General features: G+C 59.7%; 20 protein-coding genes. 6 read left to right on the top strand and 14 right to left on the bottom strand.

All coding sequences use genetic code 11. The features are described from left to right. Positions 1-147 precede the first annotated feature (147 nt). Complete coding sequence (locus ACYAR8_RS10445) at positions 148-618, top strand: helix-turn-helix domain-containing protein (protein ID WP_463579813.1); 471 nt, start codon at positions 148-150, stop codon at positions 616-618. 173 nt (positions 619-791) lie between these two features. Here the strand turns inward: ACYAR8_RS10445 and araH are convergent, their stop codons facing one another. The 5 genes from araH to ACYAR8_RS10420 form a co-directional block, all read right to left on the bottom strand. Further along, positions 792-1,757, bottom strand: coding sequence for an L-arabinose ABC transporter permease AraH (araH, locus tag ACYAR8_RS10440; protein ID WP_065988753.1), 966 nt, complete (start codon positions 1,755-1,757; stop codon positions 792-794). Between the two features lie 56 nt (positions 1,758-1,813). Beyond that, entirely contained in the window at positions 1,814-3,343 is a 1,530-nt protein-coding gene (gene araG / locus ACYAR8_RS10435; RefSeq protein ID WP_463579812.1) for an L-arabinose ABC transporter ATP-binding protein AraG, read from the bottom strand. 93 nt (positions 3,344-3,436) lie between these two features. Next, a complete protein-coding gene (locus tag ACYAR8_RS10430) occupies positions 3,437-4,447 on the bottom strand; it encodes a substrate-binding domain-containing protein (RefSeq protein ID WP_108119655.1) in 1,011 nt (336 codons plus the stop codon). A gap of 164 nt (positions 4,448-4,611) precedes the next feature. Next, the gene (locus tag ACYAR8_RS10425; protein WP_463579811.1) at positions 4,612-5,490 is read right to left on the bottom strand and encodes an SMP-30/gluconolactonase/LRE family protein; all 879 of its coding nucleotides are present in this window, start codon (positions 5,488-5,490) and stop codon (positions 4,612-4,614) included. A 76-nt stretch (positions 5,491-5,566) separates the two neighbouring features. Next, positions 5,567-6,277: a FadR/GntR family transcriptional regulator gene (locus ACYAR8_RS10420; protein WP_074885266.1), complete on the bottom strand. Its 711-nt coding sequence runs from the start codon at positions 6,275-6,277 to the stop codon at positions 5,567-5,569. Positions 6,278-6,638: 361 nt separating this feature from the next. Here ACYAR8_RS10420 and ACYAR8_RS10415 point away from each other — a divergent pair, with 361 nt between their 5' ends. Beyond that, positions 6,639-7,781: an aldose epimerase family protein gene (locus ACYAR8_RS10415; protein ID WP_074885269.1), complete on the top strand. Its 1,143-nt coding sequence runs from the start codon at positions 6,639-6,641 to the stop codon at positions 7,779-7,781. Positions 7,782-8,041: 260 nt separating this feature from the next. Further along, positions 8,042-8,266 carry a DUF6555 family protein gene (locus ACYAR8_RS10410; RefSeq protein ID WP_074885272.1) on the top strand — a complete coding sequence of 75 codons (225 nt, stop codon included), beginning with the start codon at positions 8,042-8,044 and terminating at the stop codon, positions 8,264-8,266. 390 nt (positions 8,267-8,656) lie between these two features. On the opposite strand, the gene ACYAR8_RS10405 is transcribed toward ACYAR8_RS10410, so the two are convergent. From ACYAR8_RS10405 to ACYAR8_RS10395, 3 genes are all read right to left on the bottom strand, one after another. Further along, the gene (locus ACYAR8_RS10405) at positions 8,657-9,397 is read right to left on the bottom strand and encodes an S-methyl-5'-thioinosine phosphorylase (protein WP_463579810.1); all 741 of its coding nucleotides are present in this window, start codon (positions 9,395-9,397) and stop codon (positions 8,657-8,659) included. 9 nt (positions 9,398-9,406) lie between these two features. Further along, positions 9,407-10,408, bottom strand: coding sequence for a beta-N-acetylhexosaminidase (gene nagZ, locus ACYAR8_RS10400; protein WP_463579832.1), 1,002 nt, complete (start codon positions 10,406-10,408; stop codon positions 9,407-9,409). A 105-nt stretch (positions 10,409-10,513) separates the two neighbouring features. Further along, complete coding sequence (locus tag ACYAR8_RS10395) at positions 10,514-11,224, bottom strand: TetR/AcrR family transcriptional regulator (protein ID WP_074885281.1); 711 nt, start codon at positions 11,222-11,224, stop codon at positions 10,514-10,516. Positions 11,225-11,453: 229 nt separating this feature from the next. Here ACYAR8_RS10395 and lexA point away from each other — a divergent pair, with 229 nt between their 5' ends. Together lexA and sulA are read left to right on the top strand one after the other, a co-directional pair. Beyond that, positions 11,454-12,062, top strand: coding sequence for a transcriptional repressor LexA (gene lexA, locus ACYAR8_RS10390; protein ID WP_065988571.1), 609 nt, complete (start codon positions 11,454-11,456; stop codon positions 12,060-12,062). Between the two features lie 11 nt (positions 12,063-12,073). Continuing rightward, entirely contained in the window at positions 12,074-12,577 is a 504-nt protein-coding gene (gene sulA / locus ACYAR8_RS10385) for an SOS-induced cell division inhibitor SulA (RefSeq protein WP_074885284.1), read from the top strand. Between the two features lie 98 nt (positions 12,578-12,675). Here the strand turns inward: sulA and ACYAR8_RS10380 are convergent, their stop codons facing one another. The 6 genes from ACYAR8_RS10380 to fadB form a co-directional block, all read right to left on the bottom strand. Then, positions 12,676-12,912: a hypothetical protein gene (locus tag ACYAR8_RS10380; protein WP_037011193.1), complete on the bottom strand. Its 237-nt coding sequence runs from the start codon at positions 12,910-12,912 to the stop codon at positions 12,676-12,678. A gap of 75 nt (positions 12,913-12,987) precedes the next feature. Continuing rightward, positions 12,988-13,509 (bottom strand): DUF6586 family protein, encoded by a 522-nt coding sequence (locus ACYAR8_RS10375; RefSeq protein WP_463579809.1) that lies wholly within the window; start codon positions 13,507-13,509, stop codon positions 12,988-12,990. 149 nt (positions 13,510-13,658) lie between these two features. Further along, complete coding sequence (topA, locus tag ACYAR8_RS10370; protein ID WP_108119650.1) at positions 13,659-16,262, bottom strand: type I DNA topoisomerase; 2,604 nt, start codon at positions 16,260-16,262, stop codon at positions 13,659-13,661. A 109-nt stretch (positions 16,263-16,371) separates the two neighbouring features. Beyond that, the gene (locus ACYAR8_RS10365; protein ID WP_065988576.1) at positions 16,372-16,608 is read right to left on the bottom strand and encodes a DUF1653 domain-containing protein; all 237 of its coding nucleotides are present in this window, start codon (positions 16,606-16,608) and stop codon (positions 16,372-16,374) included. 107 nt (positions 16,609-16,715) lie between these two features. Beyond that, positions 16,716-17,891, bottom strand: a complete 1,176-nt coding sequence (fadA, locus tag ACYAR8_RS10360) for an acetyl-CoA C-acyltransferase FadA (RefSeq protein ID WP_463579808.1) — start codon at positions 17,889-17,891, stop codon at positions 16,716-16,718. A 23-nt stretch (positions 17,892-17,914) separates the two neighbouring features. Beyond that, positions 17,915-20,062, bottom strand: coding sequence for a fatty acid oxidation complex subunit alpha FadB (fadB, locus tag ACYAR8_RS10355; protein ID WP_074885297.1), 2,148 nt, complete (start codon positions 20,060-20,062; stop codon positions 17,915-17,917). A 60-nt stretch (positions 20,063-20,122) separates the two neighbouring features. Between fadB and ACYAR8_RS10350 the strand changes: the two genes are divergently transcribed. Then, positions 20,123-20,455, top strand: a complete 333-nt coding sequence (locus ACYAR8_RS10350; protein ID WP_108119648.1) for a hypothetical protein — start codon at positions 20,123-20,125, stop codon at positions 20,453-20,455. Positions 20,456-20,578 lie beyond the last annotated feature (123 nt).

Genomic DNA, 20,578 nt, shown 5'->3' with positions numbered 1-20,578 from the left:
ATAACGTTATTGTTTCGCCGGTTCTGAATAGTTGAAGCCTCAGAAACTGCATCCGTTTGCGTTGATCTGCTCATTCGCGAAGCCGAGTCGATCCATGGGTACGCAATCAGCTGCTAACGTCAGGGATGGTCAAATGGAGTTGAATATATGAAAGGCATTGGCCTGCGACTCAGGCAGGAACGCAACAGGTTGAAGCTGTCGCAGAGTGCATTGGGCGCAATTGGCGGCGTCGAAACCAACGCACAGGGCAATTACGAAAACGGCACCCGGTCACCGAAAGCCGATTATCTGCTTCGCATCGCGGAAGCCGGCGTTGACCTGAACTATGTCATGAGCGGCAACAGGTCCTCTGCCGACGCGGTGAATACGGCACTGGTGATTGATCCTGAAGATAACCCGGACGTATACCCCCACCTGACTAAGGTCACCCATCAGCTGCACCGCAATCTTTACGGCCTCATCGACGCTTCGCTGCAGTTGACGCAGCTTATTGAAGTCCGTAACCACGACCCCCGGTTCACCGAGGCCACAGTGCAGCTGGAGACGATACGCATTGAAGCTCAGTCGCTGGCTCAGGCGACGATGCGGCTGATCTTCGAGACCTCGAAACTCGTGTAATGCGGGTTGTTGCCAGAGCGAAGGGTGCCAGAGCGAAGGGTGTCCAGGGATTGGGATCTGTGGGGTTGAACGTGCTCGGACAAATGAGCGGGGACTGACGAGGGGGGTCACCCTAACGCAGCGCTGCGTGGGGAAGTACCAGCCCCACGCAGCGGACGTTCATCGACGCTTGATCAGCGACGCTTCAACCGGTCGATGATCACCGCCAGCAGCAGGATCGTGCCGCGAATCACATATTGGTAGAACGTGTCGATGTTCTTCAGGTTCATGGCATTTTCGATGATCGCCAGAATCAACACCCCGGCGATGACATGGCGAATCATGCCGATGCCGCCGCTCAGGGAAACGCCGCCCAGCACGCATGCAGAAATCACCGTCAGCTCGAAACCCTGGCCGATCATTGGCTGACCCGAGGTCATGCGCGAGGCCAGCACCACACCGGCCAGCGCGCCAATCAGGCCGTGCACGGCGAAGATGATGATCTTGGTACGGTCGACGTGGACACCTGCCAGCAACGCCGCTTCCTGGTTGCCGCCGATGGCCAGCGTGTTGCGCCCATAAGTGGTGTAGTTCAGCAGCCAGCCGAAGAATATAAAGCAGACGATGGTGATCAGAATCGGCACCGGCACGCCAAACAGCTGACCGTTACCGAACACGAAGAAGGCCTCGTCGCCGACGCCCACGGCTTTACCGTTGGAGAATATGTAAGCCAGCCCCCGGACAATCTGCATGGTCGCCAGGGTGGTGATCAGCGCGTTGATGCGCAGCTTGGCGATGACGATGCCGTTGATCAGCCCGACCAGCAAGCCCATGGCCAGCGCCGCCGATACGCCCAGAAACACGCTGTCGGTGTCGCGAATCACGATCCCGGCAATCACGCCTGAACACGCCAGCACCGAACCGACCGACAGGTCGAAATGCCCGGATGCCAGGCAGTAGAGCATGGTGCAGGCGGCAATGCCGACCGTGGAAATGGCCAGGCCCAGGCCACGCATGTTCAGCGGCGACATGAAGTTGTCGATCAGCAGCGCACAGAGCACAAAAATGCCCAGTGCAGCCATGAGCATCGCCCAGTCGTCGACGAATCGACGCAGGTTCATGCCTTGGCGGGGAGCCGTCAGGCTGGATTCGGTAGACATACGCACCTCGTTCTTATTTTTCATAGCCGTTTTCATAACCAGGTTCTTGGTCGGGTTCAGCCACGGGTACGCGGCAATGCCAGTTGCAATAACCGCTGCTCATTGGCTTCTTCCCGGGACAGCTCGCCGGTGATAGCGCCTTCACTCATGACCAGAATGCGATCGGAAATGCCCATGACCTCCATCAGGTCGCTGGACACTACGATGACCGCGATGCCGTCAGCGGCGAGGTTATGGATGATCTGATATATCTCGGATTTCGCGCCGATGTCGATGCCACGGGTGGGCTCGTCCAGCAGCAGTACTTTCATCGGCATCGACAGCCAGCGGCCGAGAATGGCCTTCTGCTGATTGCCGCCCGACAGGAACAGCATCTGCTGCTCGGGCGAAGGCGTCTTGACGTTCATCGATTTGATCTGGTGCCTGGCGTTGTCACGCTCCCAGCGTCCCTGAATCAGGCAACCCAGGCTGACGTGCCGAGGCCGCGCGCCGATGTTGATGTTCTCGGCGACGCTGGACAGCGGCACGATGCCTTCTTTCTTGCGGTCCTCCGGGCACAGGAGAATGCCGGCGTCGATGGCGTCGCGCGGTGAACGCAGGTTCAGCGGCTTGCCCTCCAGTTGCAAAGTACCGGCCTGACTGCGCGTCAGCCCCGAGAGCATGCGAAACATCTCGGTCCGGCCGGCGCCGACCAGGCCGAAGAAGCCGAGGATCTCGCCCTTCTCCACCGCAAACGTCGCGGGCTCCTGCAAACCGGGGCCCATCAGCCCGGTCACGCGCAGGCTTGGCCCCTGGTGCTGACGCGGCCGATAGTTATAAATGTCCTGGATGTCGCGCCCGACCATGCAGGTCACCAGGCGATCATGGTCCAGATCGGCCATGTCCTCGAAGGTGCGCACGAAGCGTCCGTCCTTGAACACGGTCACGGCGTCACACACGCGGAAGATTTCTTCCATGCGGTGGGAAACGTAGAGAATGACCCGGCCCTCGTCACGCAGCCGGGTGATGATTGCCATCAAACGATCGATCTCGCGCGCCGACAGACTGCTGGTGGGTTCGTCGAACGCGATGACGTGGGCATTGCGCGACATGGCCTTGGCAATTTCCACCAGCTGCCGCTGCCCCAGGGAAAGATCACCCAGACGCGTATTCGGGTCGATCTCGTCGGCCAAGCCTTTGAGCAGCTCCCGCGCGCGCCGGACCATGGCCCGGCGGTTGATCATGCCCCAGCGATTGGGCATGTGACCGAGCAGCAGGTTTTCCGCCACCGACATTTCCGGGACCAGGTGCAGTTCCTGGTGAATCACGGCCACGCCGGCCGCGATGCTGTCGGCGGTGGATTTGAACGCCAGATGCTGGTCGCCGATCTGCAGATCACCACCGTTGGGCTGGTACGAACCGCCGAGAATCTTCAGCAGCGTCGATTTACCCGCGCCGTTCTCGCCCATCAGCGCGTGAACGCTGCCTGGCCGAGCTTCAAAATTGATGTCCGACAGCGCCTTCACCCCGGGAAAAGTCTTGCCGATCCCGTTGAAGCGCAGGCTGCCGCCAGGCTGAACCTGTTGTTGAACCGATGCCTGTTGCATGAACCACCTCCACCCCGCCCCACCCTTTGCGGATGGAACGGGGCCTTGCAGATATCCGCCTGAGAGCCAGGCGTCCCGACTCGACTGCCGCGCTTACTTGTACAGACCGATCTTGGTCAGCACTTCCTTGAAGTTGGCACGGGTGATCAGCGTCACGTCGTCCATCGCGGTGTATTTCGCAGGCTCTTTGCCGGTGGTGACCCACTCGTACATCTGCAGGGCGGTGTTGTAGCCCTCTTTGTCAGGGCTGGGCAGCATCGACCCGAAGAAGCCGCTTTCCTTCTTCTTCAGCTCGTCGATGGCGTCAGTACCATTGATGCCGATGCCGATCACGTTGGCCGCTGTGAAGCCGGCGCCAGCCGTCGCACGTACGCCGCCCAGCACCGTGTTGTCGTTCATGCCGCCGATGATGAGATTCTTGGCGCCGCTTGGCAGTTTGGGCAGGGCCGCACCGGTGGAGTCCATGCTGCCAGGCACGTCGAGGGTTTTCTGCGGAGCGAAGAGGATATGGTCTTCAGGCATACCGGCTTTCTTCAACGCATCCACCGAACCGTCGGTGCGCTTCTTGCCAGTGTCCAGTTCGTTGTAGGTGTTGATGATCGCGTAGGTTTCTTTCCAGTCCCACTTGCGATTCTTCGCTTCGTCGGCCATGGCCGCGCCCTGTTTCTGGCCGACTTCGAACGCCGCCATGCCCAGATACGGTACGTCCTCCATGAACTTGCCTTTGGCGTCGACAAAGCGGTCATCGACAGCCATGACTTTCAAACCATTCGCTTTGGCTTTGGCGACGATGGACGGGCCGAGGGATACATCAGGCGGGCAGATGACAAACCCTTTGGCGCCGTTGGCGGCAAGGCTGTCGATGGCGGAGAGGGTTTTTTCACCGTCGGGAACGGCGATTTTGATCACTTCGAAACCGTGGTCTTTACCGGCTTTCTCGGCAAACTGCCACTCGGTCTGGAACCAGGGCTCTTCAGCCTGCTTGACCAGAAAGCCGATCTTGACCTTCTCAGCGTCGGCGGCGGATACACCGGCGCTCATGCCCAGAATGGCGGTGGCAACAGCAGCACAGCACAGGGAACGAATCCCGTGGCGACTCAACATAGCTAACTCCTTATTTTTATTGACTAGCTACAGCGTTCAGCAGTGAGTGTCGGGGCGGTATGCAGGTGAAAACAGCGCAGGCCGCTCGACTGAAAACAGTCATATCATATTATCAATGAAGCCTATGTAACCGAGTGTCACACCTCATTGGCGGAGGGTTTGGGTCACCCCGCAAAGCGGTGCGAGGCCATTCCCTTGATGCCGATTTCCATCTGAATCACAGACCCGTCCAGCTCCAGCGCATCCTCTGCAGGTCGCGCGCTGGTCACAAATAAAGTGGTCATCTCAGGCCCGCCAAACACACAACTGGTGGGGTGACTGACCGGCAATTCGACGACCCGATCAACGCTGCCATCAGGGGCAAAGCGGATCAGGCAACCGCCTCCCCAGCGGGCGTTCCAGACGAAACCGTCTTCGTCCATCGCCGAGCCATCAGGTGCGCCGCGGGCATGCTCATGGGCCCAGACTTCGCGATCGCCCAGGGAGTCATCATCGTTGATCGGGTAACGATAGATCACACCGTCCAGGGTGTCGGCGGTCAGCACAGCGGAACCGTTTGCCGGCCAGACCAGGGTGTTGACGATGCCCTGCCCATCCAGCAAGGGCGCAACTGAGGCATCGCTGTCAACGAGGAAAAGTCCGCCCGACCGGCGCTCGATCGGCAAGTCGCCGCCCTGCTCGTCCAGATTGTTCTGCATCGTCCCCAGCCACAGCCGACCCTGCCGGTCGCAACGGGCTTCATTGGCACGGTTGCCCGGCACGGGGTCGGCGGCAATCAGCAGAGAAAGGACAGGTTGACTGGTCGGGGAATCGAGGTCGAGACGATGGACGCCACTGGCGAGGGTGACCAGTGCGTCGCCCTGGGTGGTGGGTATGAAGGCAGAAACAGGTTCGCGGAACTGCCAGTGGGACAGCTGGCCTTCGCGCAAGCGCAACGCGCGGAAGCTGGCGATATCGACCCAGTACAGCGCCTGGTGGGTAGGGTCCCAGAATGGCCCTTCGGCCAGTTTGAAACGCTGGTCGCAGACCGGCAGCCATTTCATGGAAAATTTCCTGCTTATTATTATAGGTCCGTGAGCCACTCAAAAAGCTCACCTGTAAAACGTCTCACTCGGCCGGTCATGAGCTGCGCGACAGGGGTTGTTCCCGACAACGCGCAATCACTTCACCGGCGTTTTCAATCAGGCTCATGCAGGCCCACACACCCCTCGCCGAATCCCGGTTGGCGATGGCATCTGCCAGATTCTTGTGCAACGGCAAGGTTCTGCCCAGTTCTCCAGGCACCGCCGATGACACTTCGAACGAGATCGCCAGCAAAGCGCCCAGTGCCGGCAACATCTGCTCGATGAACTGGTTATGGCTCGCCGCTAACACCGCTTCATGGAAGTGTTGATCCGCAGCGTTGTAATCACTCGAGTCCGCCACACTGGCCGCAAGCCGCATATAAGCTGCCTGAATCCCGGCAATCTGCTCCGGTGTCGCCCTTTCACATGCCCAACGCACGGCCATCGGTTCTATGGCGCGCCTCAAATCCAGCAGGTCCAGCACAAAACTTTCCGGCAGCCCCTTCGCCGCCAGCCACCCCACCACTTGCGGGTCAAACAGATTCCAGCTGCGCACCGGCAATACCCGCGTGCCCACCTTGGGTCCGACTTCCAGCAATCCTTTAGCCACCAGTGTTTTGATGGCCTCGCGAATCACGGTACGACTGACACCGAATTCTTCACCCAACGCCGCCTCAACCTTTAGCGACTGCCCCGGCATCACATGGCCTTGAGCAATCCAGGCCCCCAGGCGGTCTACCGTAGACGCGTGAAAACTGCTGCTCATTGATCCGCCCCTGTCTGCGGTGTGTTCCGCAAATCGAGGCTAATGATCATACGATTAGGAGTCAAACGCCTGTACAGGCGAGCAATCCTGGGCTAGACCTTCCCGGGTCAGTACGGACACCGCCTTTCGCCAAATAGTATTACAATTTATTTTTAAAGCGAGTGCTTTTGATCTATAACTCGAAATATCAGCGCCAGACGGCTCAAATAGTATGACCAATCACCGGATACTGCGCCGCCGAGCCGTCGCGACAGACGCCGCGATCAGAGCAACAAGGGTGCTGCCCTCGGGCAACGCCCGTGACAACGCCGATAGCAACACGCTGGTAAAACATGCCCATAAAAACAAAAGGATCGACGCAATGAGAAAGACGCTTATACCTGCCATAGGCTTGTCGCTGATGGCCGCCGCCCTGCAAGTGCACGCCGCCGGACTGTCCACCGAACACGGCGCTTTTGGCAAACTTGCCGATGGCACCCCGGTCGAGAAATACACCCTGCGCAACAGCCAGGGCATGCAGGCTACCGTGATCACTTACGGCGGCACGCTCCAGTCACTGCTGGTACCGGATAAGCACGGCAAGGCCGAGGACGTGGTCCTGGGCTTCGATGATGTGGATGGCTATGTCAATGGCACCGCGTTTTTCGGCGCTACCATCGGCCGCTTCGGCAATCGCCTGGCCGGCGGCAAGTTCACTCTGGATGGCAAGAGCTATCAAGTTCCGCTGAACGACAAGACCAACTCACTGCATGGCGGCCCGAAAGGCTTCGACAAGCAGATCTGGAAGGCTCAAGAGGTCAAGGACAAAGGCTCGGTCGGGGTCAAGCTGACGTACGTTTCGGTGGATGGCGAGATGGGTTTCCCCGGGACGCTGAAAACCGAAGTCACCTACAGCCTGAACGACAAGAACGAGTTGCGCATTCAGTACCACGCGACGACAGACAAACCGACCGTGCTCAACCTCACCAACCACAGCTACTTCAACCTGGCCGGCGCGGGTAACGGCGACATCCTTGATCAGGTGGCGGTGGTGCATGCTGGGCATTACACGCCGGTCAACGAGACGCTGATCCCGACCGGCGAGCTCCCGTCAGTGGCCGGCACACCGTTTGACTTCCTCAAGCCTGTCGCCTTCGGCAAGCGCATTCGTGAAGACAACCAGCAGCTCAAGTTTGCTGAAGCGACCCAAGGCGGCTACGACCACAACTGGGTGCTCGACACCAAGGGCAAACTGTCGAATCTGGCAGCGGACGTAGTCGATCCGAAGTCCGGGCGCCGCCTGCAGCTGTTCACCACCGAGCCTGGGGTCCAGCTGTACACGGGCAATTTCCTCGACGGCACCGTCAAAGGCAAGGGCGGCAAGATCTACCCGCACTGGGGCGCATTCACGCTGGAAACCCAGCACTACCCGGACTCGCCGAACCAACCTGCCTTTCCTTCCACCCGCCTGGACCCGGGCAAGGCCTACACCCAGACCACTGTGTTCAAATTCCTGAACAAGTAACCGTTTGAGTGTAAAAAACGGCGCGGCAGGATGACAAAAACGTCGTCGCTGCCGCATCGGACAACGCTGCATGCAGCCAAGCCACCACTAAACCCCATTGAAACCGGGGCTATGCCATTCATTTGTAAGGGTGGACCACTGTTTGCCAATCGTTCTGTACTAAAGCTAACCGTTTGGCTTAGAAGGGAGATTTCGAGTGAATTTTCCCGGCGGTGACGACTCAGTTACAAAGTGAGTGACTGATAGGGAGGTTTGCAAGCGTGGGACAGTACAAGCATTTCAGAATCGATTATCTGCTGCACGGCAGCTACAAAAGCTTCTACATCAGCGCAGAAGGCATGGACAACGCATCAGCCTGGCACTGGGCTTCGGTGGATGCCGGGTTCGGTCAGATTCCCAAATACCGGTCGGACAGGGTCCCGAAAGTGACCAAGCCGAAAGCCGAGCAACTGGGTCTGACCGACGTTGAGTGGGCAGAGTCCTGATCATCCGATCAGGGCTTTTCACCCACGGACCCCTTCGCTGAACCGCATGAGTTATACCTTCGGAAACTTGCCTTGTCAGCGCGTCGAGATCGACGCGCTGACTGGCATCTGAAAGCCTGATCCCTCCCTCGATTGCTCCCCGCCCATTCCTGGCCTGTTCTGAATAGAATTCTGACGATTAACCTGCTGCGTCGGCGCCAGTGGCAAACCTGATCATTAAACGACCATTGCAGCTAAAGCCTTGCAACTACAGGCTTACAGAAACTTATCCACAGAGATATTCACCCTTTCCGTGGACAACTTTTTCAACGAAATGACGTTGACTTTATCGCCCTCCCCGGCCTAGCCAGCGCTCCAGAAAAGCCCCGGCCAGCCCGACGATTTCCTGCTTCAAGCAGCACTGAGCACCCTTGCCAGGGTTGCCTTGACCTTGCCGATTCCGTCGTGCAAAGCCTGCTCGATTTCCGCCATCGTGATGAGCGCTGCCGACTTGCCCGCGGCCGGATTCACCACCAGCGCCAGGCAGGCATATTCCAGTTCAAGCTCACGTGCCAGGGCCGCTTCAGGCATGCCGGTCATGCCGACGATGTCGCAACCGTCGCGCTCCAGCCGTGCAATCTCGGCCACGGATTCCAGGCGCGGGCCTTGGGTGCAGGCGTACACGCCGAAGTCGCTGTGGGCGCACCCTTCAGCCGCCAGCGCGGCGATCAGTCGAGCCCGCAATGGCGCGCTGTAGGGAAAGCTGAAATCGATGTGGGTCACGTGCTCAAGATCATCGGCAAAGTAGGTGTGCTCGCGGCCACTGGTGTAATCCACCAGATCATGGGGCACGCAGAAATGGCCGGTGCCCATGTCGGGATGAATTCCGCCGACGGCGTTGACCGCCAGAATCGCTTCGGCCCCGGCCTGCTTCAGAGCCCAGATGTTGGCGCGGTAGTTGACCTTATGCGGCGGAAAGCGGTGCGGGTGCCCGTGACGGGCCAGAAACATCACCTCGCGGCCGGCGTATTCGCCGAGCTGAATATCGCCGGACGGCGCGCCGAAAGGGGTATTCACGGCCAGAGACTGACGGATCGTCAGGCCTTCCAGTTGGGTCAGGCCGGTGCCGCCGATAATCGCGTAAACAGTCATGGGGAATCCTTATTCGATCAATTGAGCAGCGCGCAAGGCGGTCAGCGCCGCCAGCCAGCGGGGGTGCTGCCGGTATTCGGTTGACACCATGCCCTGGCCACGCATTCTGTGAAGTCGCGCCGCAGGAGGCGAAACCTGCAAGCGCTGCGCCGCGCTCAATGCCAACTCGGCCGCAGCGCGGTCGTTGCAGACCAATCCCATGTCGCAACCTGCGGTGAGGGCCGCCTCGATGCGGCTGGCGGCATCACCCACCACATGGGCGCCGGCCATCGACAGGTCATCGCTGAAGATCACGCCATCGAAGCCCAGCTCGCCGCGCAGGATGTCCTGCAGCCAGCGACGGGAGAAGCCCGCCGGCTGTGAGTCGATCTGGGGATAGATGACGTGGGCAGGCATGACCGCTGCCAGGTGTTTGCTCAAGCGCTGAAAAGGCACCAGGTCGTTGGCCCGGATTGTTTCCAGACTGCGCTCGTCATGGGGGATCGCCACATGGGAGTCAGCCTCGGCCCAGCCATGCCCGGGAAAGTGCTTGCCCGTGGCGGCCATGCCGGCCGCATTCATGCCCCGGATAAAAGCGCCCGCCAGTACCGCCGCCCGCTCGGGGTCGCCTTCGAACGACCGGGTGCCAACGACTGCACTGCGTTGATAGTCCAGATCCAGCACCGGCGCAAAGCTGAGGTCCAGCCCTACCGCCAGCACTTCGATTGCCATCAGCCAGCCGCAATGCTCGGCGAGACTTTCTGCGTTTGGATGACCGGCAATGGCGCGCATCGGCGGCAGCCGCACAAAACCCTGGCGCAGGCGCTGTACCCGGCCGCCCTCTTGATCGACAGCGAGCAGCAGCTCGGGACGAATGGCGCGAATGGACGCGCAGAGCTCACGAACTTGCCGCGGGCTCTCGATGTTACGCGCGAAAATGATCAAGCCGCCCACTTCGGGCTGACGCAGAAACTGACGGTCTTCGGAGGTCAGCCAGGTACCGGCGACATCCACCATCAGGGAGCCTTGCAGGCCAGAACTCATAGGAAGATCCTTCAACAACCAATGCTCAGGCCGGCATGGTGAGGGATCGCAGGATGTGATGCAAATTCCGCCACCGCCGGCCGGTGGCGCGCCTCAGGCCTTGGCAGGCACCGGCGCCGAACTTTTGGTCCGGGGCCGAAGTTGCGCGGTGAGCATGGCGTTGTCGGTAACTCCGGTTTCCGCACGCATACCGGCCGCCAGAAACGGCACCATCAGGCGCATGACCTGCTCGATGGACGTGTTGACACCGAAATCGGTCTCCGCGATAGCGCGCAACGCCTTGATGCCGGACATGCTGAAAGCCGCAGCGCCCAGCATGAAGTGGACCCGCCAGAACAGCTCGATGGGTGGAATGCGCGGCGCCGCCTCGTTGACCAGCAGCATGTAACGACGGAACACCTTGCCGTACATGTCCTCGAGATAGCGCCGCAGGTGGCCTTGGCTCTGGCTGAACGCAAGGCCCAGCAGGCGCATGAAAATGGACAGGTCATTACCGCTGCGCGGCTGAACGACCATCGCCTGCTCGACAAGGATCTCAAGCAGCTCTTCAAGGGTGGGTTTGTTTTCAGGCTTGGCCTGGCGGCGTTCAAGCTCGCGGTCAAGACTGATGCAGAACGGCCCGAGGAATCGGGAGAACACCGCCTGGATCAGGGCCTTCTTTGAACCGAAGTGATAGTTCACCGCCGCCAGATTGACCGACGCCTTGCTGGTTATCAGCCGCAACGAGGTTTCGGCAAAACCTTTCTCGGCAAACAGCTGCTCCGCTGCATCGAGAATTCGTTCAACTGTTTCCGACTGAGCCATGGTTCAACGCCTGACGAACAAGTGTTTGAAACATACGTTTCATACACCGCACTGTCAACCCTGAGCGTCCGCTTTGCGGCCATGCAGTCACGGGCATTTAACCATACAAACCGGGGCCTGTAGCCATTCATGGCATTGGCTGAGTGCAGGCGCGACGAAAAGGACCATTGCCAAGACCCAAGCACTGTATATAATCCCAGTCACTGTATAAAAAGCCAGAGCGATGCACATGATCAAACTGACGTCACGCCAAGCCGAGATTCTGGACTTCATCAAGCGCTGCCTCGAAGACAACGGCTATCCGCCGACCCGCGCCGAGATCGCTCAGGAGCTGGGCTTCAAATCGCCCAATGCTGCCGAAGAACACCTGAAAGCGCTGGCCCGTAAAGGCGCCATCGAAATGACCCCGGGCGCCTCCCGCGGCATTCGTATCCCCGGCTTCGAAGCCAAACCCGATGACAGTGGCCTGCCGATCATTGGCCGCGTCGCAGCGGGCGCGCCGATCCTGGCCCAGCAGCACATCGAAGAATCCCTCGCCATCAACCCCGCCTTCTTTCACCCGAGTGCAGACTACCTGCTGCGGGTTCACGGGATGAGCATGAAAGACGTCGGTATTCTCGATGGCGACCTGCTGGCCGTCCACACCACCCGCGAAGCACGCAACGGCCAGATCGTTGTGGCGCGGATCGGTGACGAGGTCACAGTGAAACGCTTCAAGCGTGAGGGCAACAAGGTCTGGCTGCTGGCCGAAAACGCCGACTTCGCACCGATCGAAGTGAATCTCAAAGATCAGGATCTCGTCATTGAAGGCTTGAGCGTCGGCGTGATACGTCGATAAGGAGAACATAGATGCAGCTCCCACAGACACCGCAACAACATGCACAACTGCCACTGTTCGAAGCATTCATGGCGCCCGGCATGCCAATGCTCGACGTCCCGCTGTTGCAGGTCCCGACCCTGGCAGAGATTGCCGAGTCGCCCTGGAGCAACGAACCGGAAGCCTTTAGTGAATTGTCATTGCGCGGCGCTGCCGGGAACTGCCTCAACCTGCTGGCTCCGATCCTGCGTGAGTTGAGTGAAGACACCAACGACCGCTGGCTGACGCTGGTAGCACCGCCTGCCAGTGTGACTCAGGCGTGGCTGCGTGACGCCGGTCTGAACCGGGAACGTATTATTCTGATGCACCCGCGCGGAACACAAAGCGCGCTGGAACTGACCCGTGAAGTCTTGCGCCTGGGCCGCAGCCATACGGTGGTCAGCTGGATCAATCCAATCTCAGGCAGTGCGCGCCAGCAACTGGCAAGCGCTGCACGTAGCGGCGATGCACAGAGCCTCAACATTCGGCTGGGCTGAGCACGTCGGCAGAGCTGTTCGGGGTATTCAGAGCGTGTAGGCGCTTCTTGCGAATCGAGAAGCGGGACAGCGTTTGAGCGAGTTGCAAATTGAGAAGATCAATGCAACACGCGCGGCCCTTCTTCATCCTTGGTCAACTCACCTTCGGCCAGACGGCCTGCCATTTGCACACCGACACTGAGCATCGCCTTGGCGACTTCGACGTGTTGACCCTGCAAGAACGCCTTGGCGTCTTCCGAAAAATTCAGGGTGACGAGCGATCCTTCATCTTCAGCGCGGCGCAGTTCGATGCGGCCGTCAGGCAGTTCAACAATTTCCAGAAACGAAGTTGGCATCAGGACAGTTCTCCACGAAAGGCCGGCATTGTAACAGCCAGATGACTCAGTCCCTAGCCCATCGATCATTCCGTATCAGCACTCGCTAAGACCTTCTCTGAACCGAATGGCCAGCCCTTTGAGCTGCTGACGCCAGTTTTCCATCTCTTCGCGCGTCAGTGCCTGCTCGGGCTCTTCCTCCGCCCCCACGGCGATGATCAGTGGCTGAGTGACGTCACCCTTGGGTTTGCGCGGCGCACGCGGTGGCATGAACAACGCGTGATAGGACGCCAGCAGCTGTGCCAACCAGGTTTCGCGGTGCTGAGCGAGTTCCACCAATTCGCCCATTTCCGGAATGGCGATAGCTTCCAGTACTTTTGGCGAGAGCAGGTCCTCGGCGCGCGGAGTGCTGGCCTGTGGCAGCCGGTAGTAGCCGGCGATTTCATGACACAACCCCAGCAAGGCGCCGTAGAGATGAAAGATCGCTGATTCACGTTCAGCCTGCTCAAGCCCCTGGGCGTTCATCGCGCTGCTGTCCCTGGCCTTCGCCATCGCCTCCAGCGCGAGGCCTGCAAAGAAAATCTTCTGATTGGTGCGGGTATAGAGTTCGTGAGCCATGACAGCGGCCTCTGTAGAGATGGGTGGATCGAAGCGTGAATACAGCCAGTCGATCGCAGACAAAAAAATCCCTCGGGGCGCGCGAGCACACCGAGGGATTCTTTTAACGCAAAGCGCCGGAGCTGACCAGCCGGATCGAGATCAAACGATCAACGCTTGTCCTCGACCTTCCACTTGCCGCCGTCGTAGAACGCACGCCAGCCTGTAGGCTTGCCCTCCACTTCGGTCTGCACGTACTGCTCCTTGGACTTGCGGCTGTAGCGGATCACCGAGGGACGGCCGTCGGGGTCTTTCTTCGGCGCGTCACACAGGAAGTGATACTTCGGATCGATCTCGTCCTTGTGCGGCGCGATCTCCATCACCAGCGGTGCACGGGTTTCGCGGTTTTTCGGGAACTGGCTGGCTGCCAAGAACAACCCCGACGCACCATCGCGCAGGATGTAGGTGTCATCGACCTTATCGCACTTGAGCTCCGGCATCTTCACCGGGTCCATCTTCGGCGGCGCCGCTTCACCGCTTTTCAGCAGCTTGCGGGTGTTCTTGCAGTTGGTGCAGCCGAAAAACTTGCCGAAACGACCGGTCTTGAGCTGCATTTCGCCGCCGCACTTGTCGCACTCGACGCTCGGGCCTTCGTAGCCCTTGATGCGATACGTGCCCTCTTCGATCTCGTAACCCGAGCAATCCGGGTTGTTGCCGCAGATGTGCAGCTTGTGCTTCTCATCCAGGAGGTACGCATCCATCGCGGTGCTGCAAATCGGGCAGCGATGCTTGCCACGCAATACGCGGGATTCGGACTCGCCCTCATCGTCGTCGGCAATTTCGTCGCCCGGCGTGAGGTTGACCGTGGCCTTGCAGCGCTCTTTCGGCGGCAGGCTGTAGCCCGAGCACCCGAGGAACACGCCGGTGGACGCGGTACGAATCTGCATCGGGCGGCCGCAGACCTTGCACGGGATGTCAGTCATCACCGGCTGGTTGGCGCGCATGCCGCTGTCAGGTGCTTCGGCCACTTCGAGTTTCTTTTTGAAGTCGCCGTAGAACTCGTCAAGAACGTTCTTCCAGTCGCGTTGGCCGTGGGCCACGTCGTCGAGGTTCTCTTCCATGCCGGCGGTAAAGCCGTAGTCCATCAGGTTCGAGAAGCTTTCGGACAGACGCTCGGTGACGATGTCACCCATCTTTTCGGAATAGAAACGACGGTTGTGCAGAGCCACATAACCGCGGTCCTGAATCGTCGAGATGATCGCCGCATAGGTCGATGGACGACCGATGCCGCGTTTTTCCATTTCCTTGACCAGGCTCGCTTCCGAGTAACGCGCAGGCGGCTTGGTGAAATGCTGGCTTGGATCGAGCTTGATCAGCTTCAGCTTATCGCCCTGAGCCATGTCCGGCAGTACGTCGTCATCGCCCGGCTTGCTCATTTGTGGCAGCACGCGGGTGTAACCGTCGAACTTCAGGATGCGGCCCTTGGCGCGCAGCTCGAAGTCACCGGCCGCGACGCTGACAGTGGTCGACAGGTATTGCGCAGGCGGCATCTGGCAGGCCACGAACTGGCGCCAGATCAGCTCGTACAGACGCTCGGCGTCACGCTCCATGCCGGTAAGCTTGCTTGGGTGCGTGTTGACATCGGACGGACGAATCGCTTCGTGAGCCTCTTGCGCGCCTTCCTTGCTGCTGTAGACGATCGGCGATTCCGGCAGGTACTTCTTGCCGAACTCGGTTTCGATGTAGGTGCGGGCCATGGCCACGGCGTCAGCCGACAGATTGGTCGAGTCCGTACGCATGTAGGTGATGTAGCCGGCTTCGTACAGACGCTGGGCCATCATCATGGTTTTCTTCACGCCGTAGCCCAGGCGGTTGCTCGCGGCCTGTTGCAGTGTGGACGTGATGAACGGCGCAGACGGCTTGCTGCTGGTGGGTTTGTCTTCACGCTTGCTGATGCTGTAGGCCGAGGCCTTGAGCTTCTCCAGCGCCGCCATGGCGGTCGCCTCGTTCAGCGGCTTGAAAGCTTCGCCTTTTTCACGGGCGACTTCGAAGCGAACGTTGGCGCCTTTGGCGGTGCCGAGGTCCGCGTGGATCTCCCAGTACTCTTCCGGATTGAACGCGCGGATTTCACGCTCGCGCTCTACAACGAGTTTCACTGCCACGGACTGCACACGGCCGGCCGACAGACCACGAGCGATCTTCTGCCACAGCAGCGGCGACACCATGTAGCCGACGACGCGGTCGAGGAAACGGCGTGCCTGCTGGGCATTGACACGGTCGATGTCGAGCTCGCCCGGTTTGGAGAAGGCTTCCTGAATGGCTTTCTTGGTGATCTCGTTGAAGACCACGCGCTTGTAGCGCGCATCGTCGCCACCAATGGCTTCGCGCAGGTGCCAGGCAATGGCTTCCCCTTCGCGGTCCAAGTCCGTCGCGAGATAGATGGTGTCGGCGTCTTTGGCCAGGCGGCGCAATTCGTCGATCACCTTCTCTTTGCCGGGAAGGATTTCGTACTTGGCTTTCCAGCCGTGCTCCGGATCGACACCCATGCGCGCCACGAGCTGGCGCTTGGCCTTTTCCTTGGGCGACAGCGCGGGCGCTTCGGCCACGGCCTTGCCCCGCTTCGCAGCAGGCTCTTTGGAGGCGCTAGCCGAACCGCTGGTGGGCAGGTCTCGGATATGGCCGATACTCGACTTCACCACGTACTGGTTGCCCAGGTACTTGTTGATGGTCTTGGCCTTAGCCGGGGATTCCACAATGACCAGCGATTTGCCCATGGATCGGAAAATTCCTAATGCAAGTAAAAAAGACGTCAGAGCCGTCGAGGCCCCGCTATATATAGTGGCTGAAAGGTGAGGTCAAGCAATGCTGCTGCCAGGTCCTGCTTCAGGGCCGGGGAAAAAGATCCGGTTCGGCCTGAACCAAAGCAAAGCGCGGCACTTGCTCGCCGTCAACCTCAACTGACTGCAGAAACATGCTCAAAGGGCGTACCCACAGGCCGTATTCGCCGTACAGCGCTTGATAGCACACCACTTCTTCTTCGGTCTCCGAATGCCGCGCGACACCGATAACACGGTATTCAGGGCCTTTGTAGTGACGGTAGAGACCTGGCTGTAGCGGCATGCGGGAAACCTCGGGTGTGACTGGAAAAAAAGTGGCGAAAATACATTTCCGGAAAAAAACAAAAGCCGGGGCACCAGGCCCCGGCTCGCACACTGACACCGTTAAAACTAAACGCGTTCGAACACGGTGGTGATGCCCTGACCCAGACCGATGCACATGGTGGCAACACCCAGGGTGCCGCCATTCTGCTTCATCACGTTGAGCAAGGTGCCGGAAATCCGCGCCCCGGAGCAACCGAACGGGTGACCCAAGGCGATGGCGCCGCCGTGCAGGTTAACCTTCTCGTCCATCTTGTCGAGTACTTTCAAATCTTTCAGCACCGGCAGGGCCTGTGCAGCGAAAGCTTCGTTGAGCTCGAAGTAGTCGATATCGGCGATGCTCAGCCCTGCACGCTTGAGCGCTTTCTGGGTCGCCGGAACCGGCCCGTAACCCATGATTGCGGGGTCGACACCGGCTACTGCCATCGAGCGGATCACCGCCAGCGGCTGGATGCCGAGGTCCATGGCGCGCTGGCCGGACATGACAATCATGCACGAAGCACCGTCGGTGATTTGTGACGAGGTGCCGGCCGTGACCGTACCGCCCTTGGGGTTGAACGCAGGCTTGAGGGCGGCCAGGCTTTCCAGCGTCGTCTCCGGACGAATGGTCTCGTCGAAGTCGAACATCTTCAGGAAACCGTTCTCGTCGTAGCCCTGCATCGGGATGATTTCGTCTTTGAACTTCCCTTCCAGCGTGGCTTTCTGCGCCAGCTTGTGGGAGCGCACACCGAACGCATCCTGAGCCTCACGGGTGATGCCGTGCATTTTGCCCAGCATTTCGGCGGTCAGGCCCATCATCCCGGAGGCTTTGGCGGCGTACAGCGACATGTGCGGGTTCGGGTCGACACCGTGCATCATGCCGACGTGACCCATGTGCTCGACACCGCCGATGACGAAAACGTCACCGTTGTTGCTCATGATGGCCTGCGCCGCAGTGTGCAACGCGCTCATGGAGGAACCGCACAGGCGGCTGACCGTCTGCGCAGCGGAGGTGTGCGGAATCTGCGTCATCAGCGACGCCATGCGCGCGATGTTCCAGCCCTGCTCCAGGGTCTGGTTGACGCAACCCCAGATCACATCCTCGACTTCCGCCGGATCGACCTTGTTATTGCGTTCCAGCAGTTTGCTGATCAGGTGCGCCGACATGTCTTCGGCGCGGGTATTGCGGTGCATGCCACCCTTGGAGCGGCCCATCGGTGTGCGACCGAAGTCGACAATCACGACGTCTCTCGGATTCAAGCTCATATCTTCACCTGTTCGTTGGGCACTTAGCCAAAGAAGCGTTGGCCGGTCTTGGCCATTTCACGCAGCTTCGCAGTGGGGTGGTACAGAGCGCCCAGATCAGCGTATTGGTCAGCCAGGGCAACGAATTCAGCGACACCGATCGAGTCGATGTAGCGCAGAGCGCCACCACGGAACGGAGGGAAGCCGATGCCGTAGATCAGGCCCATGTCGGCCTCGGCCGCCGTGTCGACGATGCCGTCTTCCAGGCAACGCACGGTCTCAAGGCAGAGCGGGATCATCATCCAGTTGATGATGTCTTCGTCGCTGACTTCACGCTGCTCGTAGATCACCGGCTTGAGCACTTCCAGCACGGAAGCGTCGACCACTTTCTTCGGCTTGCCCTGCTTGTCGGTCTCGTAGACGTAGAAGCCCTTGCCGTTCTTCTGGCCGAGGCGATTGGCGTCGTACAAGGCGTCGACGGCGGTGCGGCGATCGTCCTTCATGCGGTCAGGGAAGCCTTCAGCCATGACGTCGCGACCGTGGTGGCCGGTGTCGATGCCGACCACGTCCATCAGGTAAGCCGGGCCCATTGGCCAGCCGAATTTTTCCATGACCTTGTCGATGCGCACGAAGTCCACACCGGCGCTGACCAGCTTGGCGAAACCGCCGAAGTACGGGAACAGGATGCGGTTGACCAGGAAGCCCGGGCAGTCGTTGACCACGATCGGGTTCTTGCCCATCTTCTTGGCGTAAGCCACGGTGGTCGCCACGGCGACTTCGCTGGACTTCTCGCCACGAATGACTTCGACCAGCGGCATCATGTGCACCGGGTTGAAGAAGTGCATGCCGACGAAGTTTTCCGGGCGCTTGAGGGCCTTGGCCAGCAAGCTGATGGAGATCGTCGAGGTGTTGGAAGCGAGGATAGTGTCTTCACCCACCTGCCCTTCCACTTCGGCCAGCACGGCCTGCTTGACCTTCGGGTTCTCGACCACGGCTTCGACAACCAGGTCGACAGTGCCGAAATCGCCGTAGGACAGCGTAGGACGAATCGCATTGAGCGCTTCAGCCATCTTCGCGGTGGTCAAACGGCCTTTTTCGACGCGCTTGCCCAACAGCTTCGATGCTTCGCCCAAGCCCAGTGCGATGGCTTCTTCACGGATGTCCTTCATCAGGATCGGCGTGCCTTTGACCGCCGACTGATAAGCGATGCCGCCGCCCATGATGCCGGCGCCCAATACGGCAGCCTGCTTCACGTCCTTGGCGACCTGGTCGTAGACCTTGGCTTTCTTTTTCAGCTCCTGATCGTTCAGGAACAGACCGATCAGGCTCGCAGCGGCCGAGGTCTTGGCCATCTTCACGAAACCGGCCGCTTCCACTTCCAGCGCTTTATCGCGACCGAAATTGGCGGCTTTCTGGATGGTCTTGATCGCTTCGACCGGCGCCGGGTAGTTCGGGCCGGCCTGGCCTGCCACGAAACCCTTGGCGGTTTCGAAAGCCATCATTTGCTCGATGGCGTTGAGCTTGAGCTTGTCCAGCTTGGGCTGGCGCCTGGCCTTGAAATCGAACTCGCCGGAGATGGCGCGTTTGATCAGGTCCAGTGCCGCTTCCTGCAGTTTGCCCGGAGCAACCACTGCGTCGACGGCGCCCACTTTCAGTGCGTCTTCGGCGCTGTTGTCTTTGCCGGACGCGATCCACTCGACGGCGTTATCGACACCGATCAGACGCGGCAGGCGGACCGTGCCGCCGAAGCCAGGATAGATGCCGAGTTTGACTTCAGGCAGGCCAACCTTGGCGGTGGCGGACATCACGCGGAAGTCAGCAGCCAGGCACATTTCCAGACCGCCGCCCAGCGCGATGCCGTTGATGGCAGCGAGGGTCGGTACGTTGAGGTCTTCGAAGGCGCTGAAGATTTTGTTGGCTTCGAGGTTGCCGGCGACGAGTTCAGCGTCCGGCAGCTTGAAGTTATCGACGAACTCGGTGATGTCGGCGCCGACGATGAACACGTCCTTGGCGCTGGTGACGATAACGCCCTTGATCGAGCTGTCGGCCTTGATGGCTTCGATGGCCTGACTGAGGTCGTTGAGGGTGAGACGATTGAACTTGTTGACGGACTCACCCTTGAGGTCGAACTGAAGTTCGACGATGCCACTTTCAAGAGCCTTAACCGTGATGGCTTTACCTTCGTAAATCATCAACTGATCTCCACGATATGGAAGCTGAACAATACGCGTCAGACGCTGAGATCCGGCGCTATGCACGACGTTGCCGTCGAGGCGAAAACACCAAACGCCAGTCACCCCGTCGACGCGATTCGAGCGTCTGTCAGAGCGTTCCTGCGGCAAACGCTCAATTCATACGCCCGTTTGATTTGGGTGCGGCTACCTTCTGCCATATTCCAGCAATTGTCAATTCAGCAGACAGCGGGCAAAACCGGCAAATCGCAGGTAAAAGGCGCGCCTGATGCAGGGCCATTCAAGACAATGATTGCCTTGCTGATAGCCGCCACTGATCAGGGACTGGCGCCTGGAGGGGCTTGGCATGAGGGGAATAAAAAGCAACGTGCCAGCAGACAAATGCACCATTAAGGTCTACATTCAGCGCAATGCGCATCAAGACGGGTCGTTAGACCGCTGTCAGACTGGCGCGATTGACCCGGTCGCGGCATTGCACCGCCCGCACCTGAATTACGGCCTGCCTGGCCAACCCCG

This window comes from Pseudomonas sp. HP_01 (genome assembly GCF_055284355.1).
Note: the sequence above shows the minus strand (reverse complement) of the source record. Positions and strands in the feature narration are given on the sequence as shown.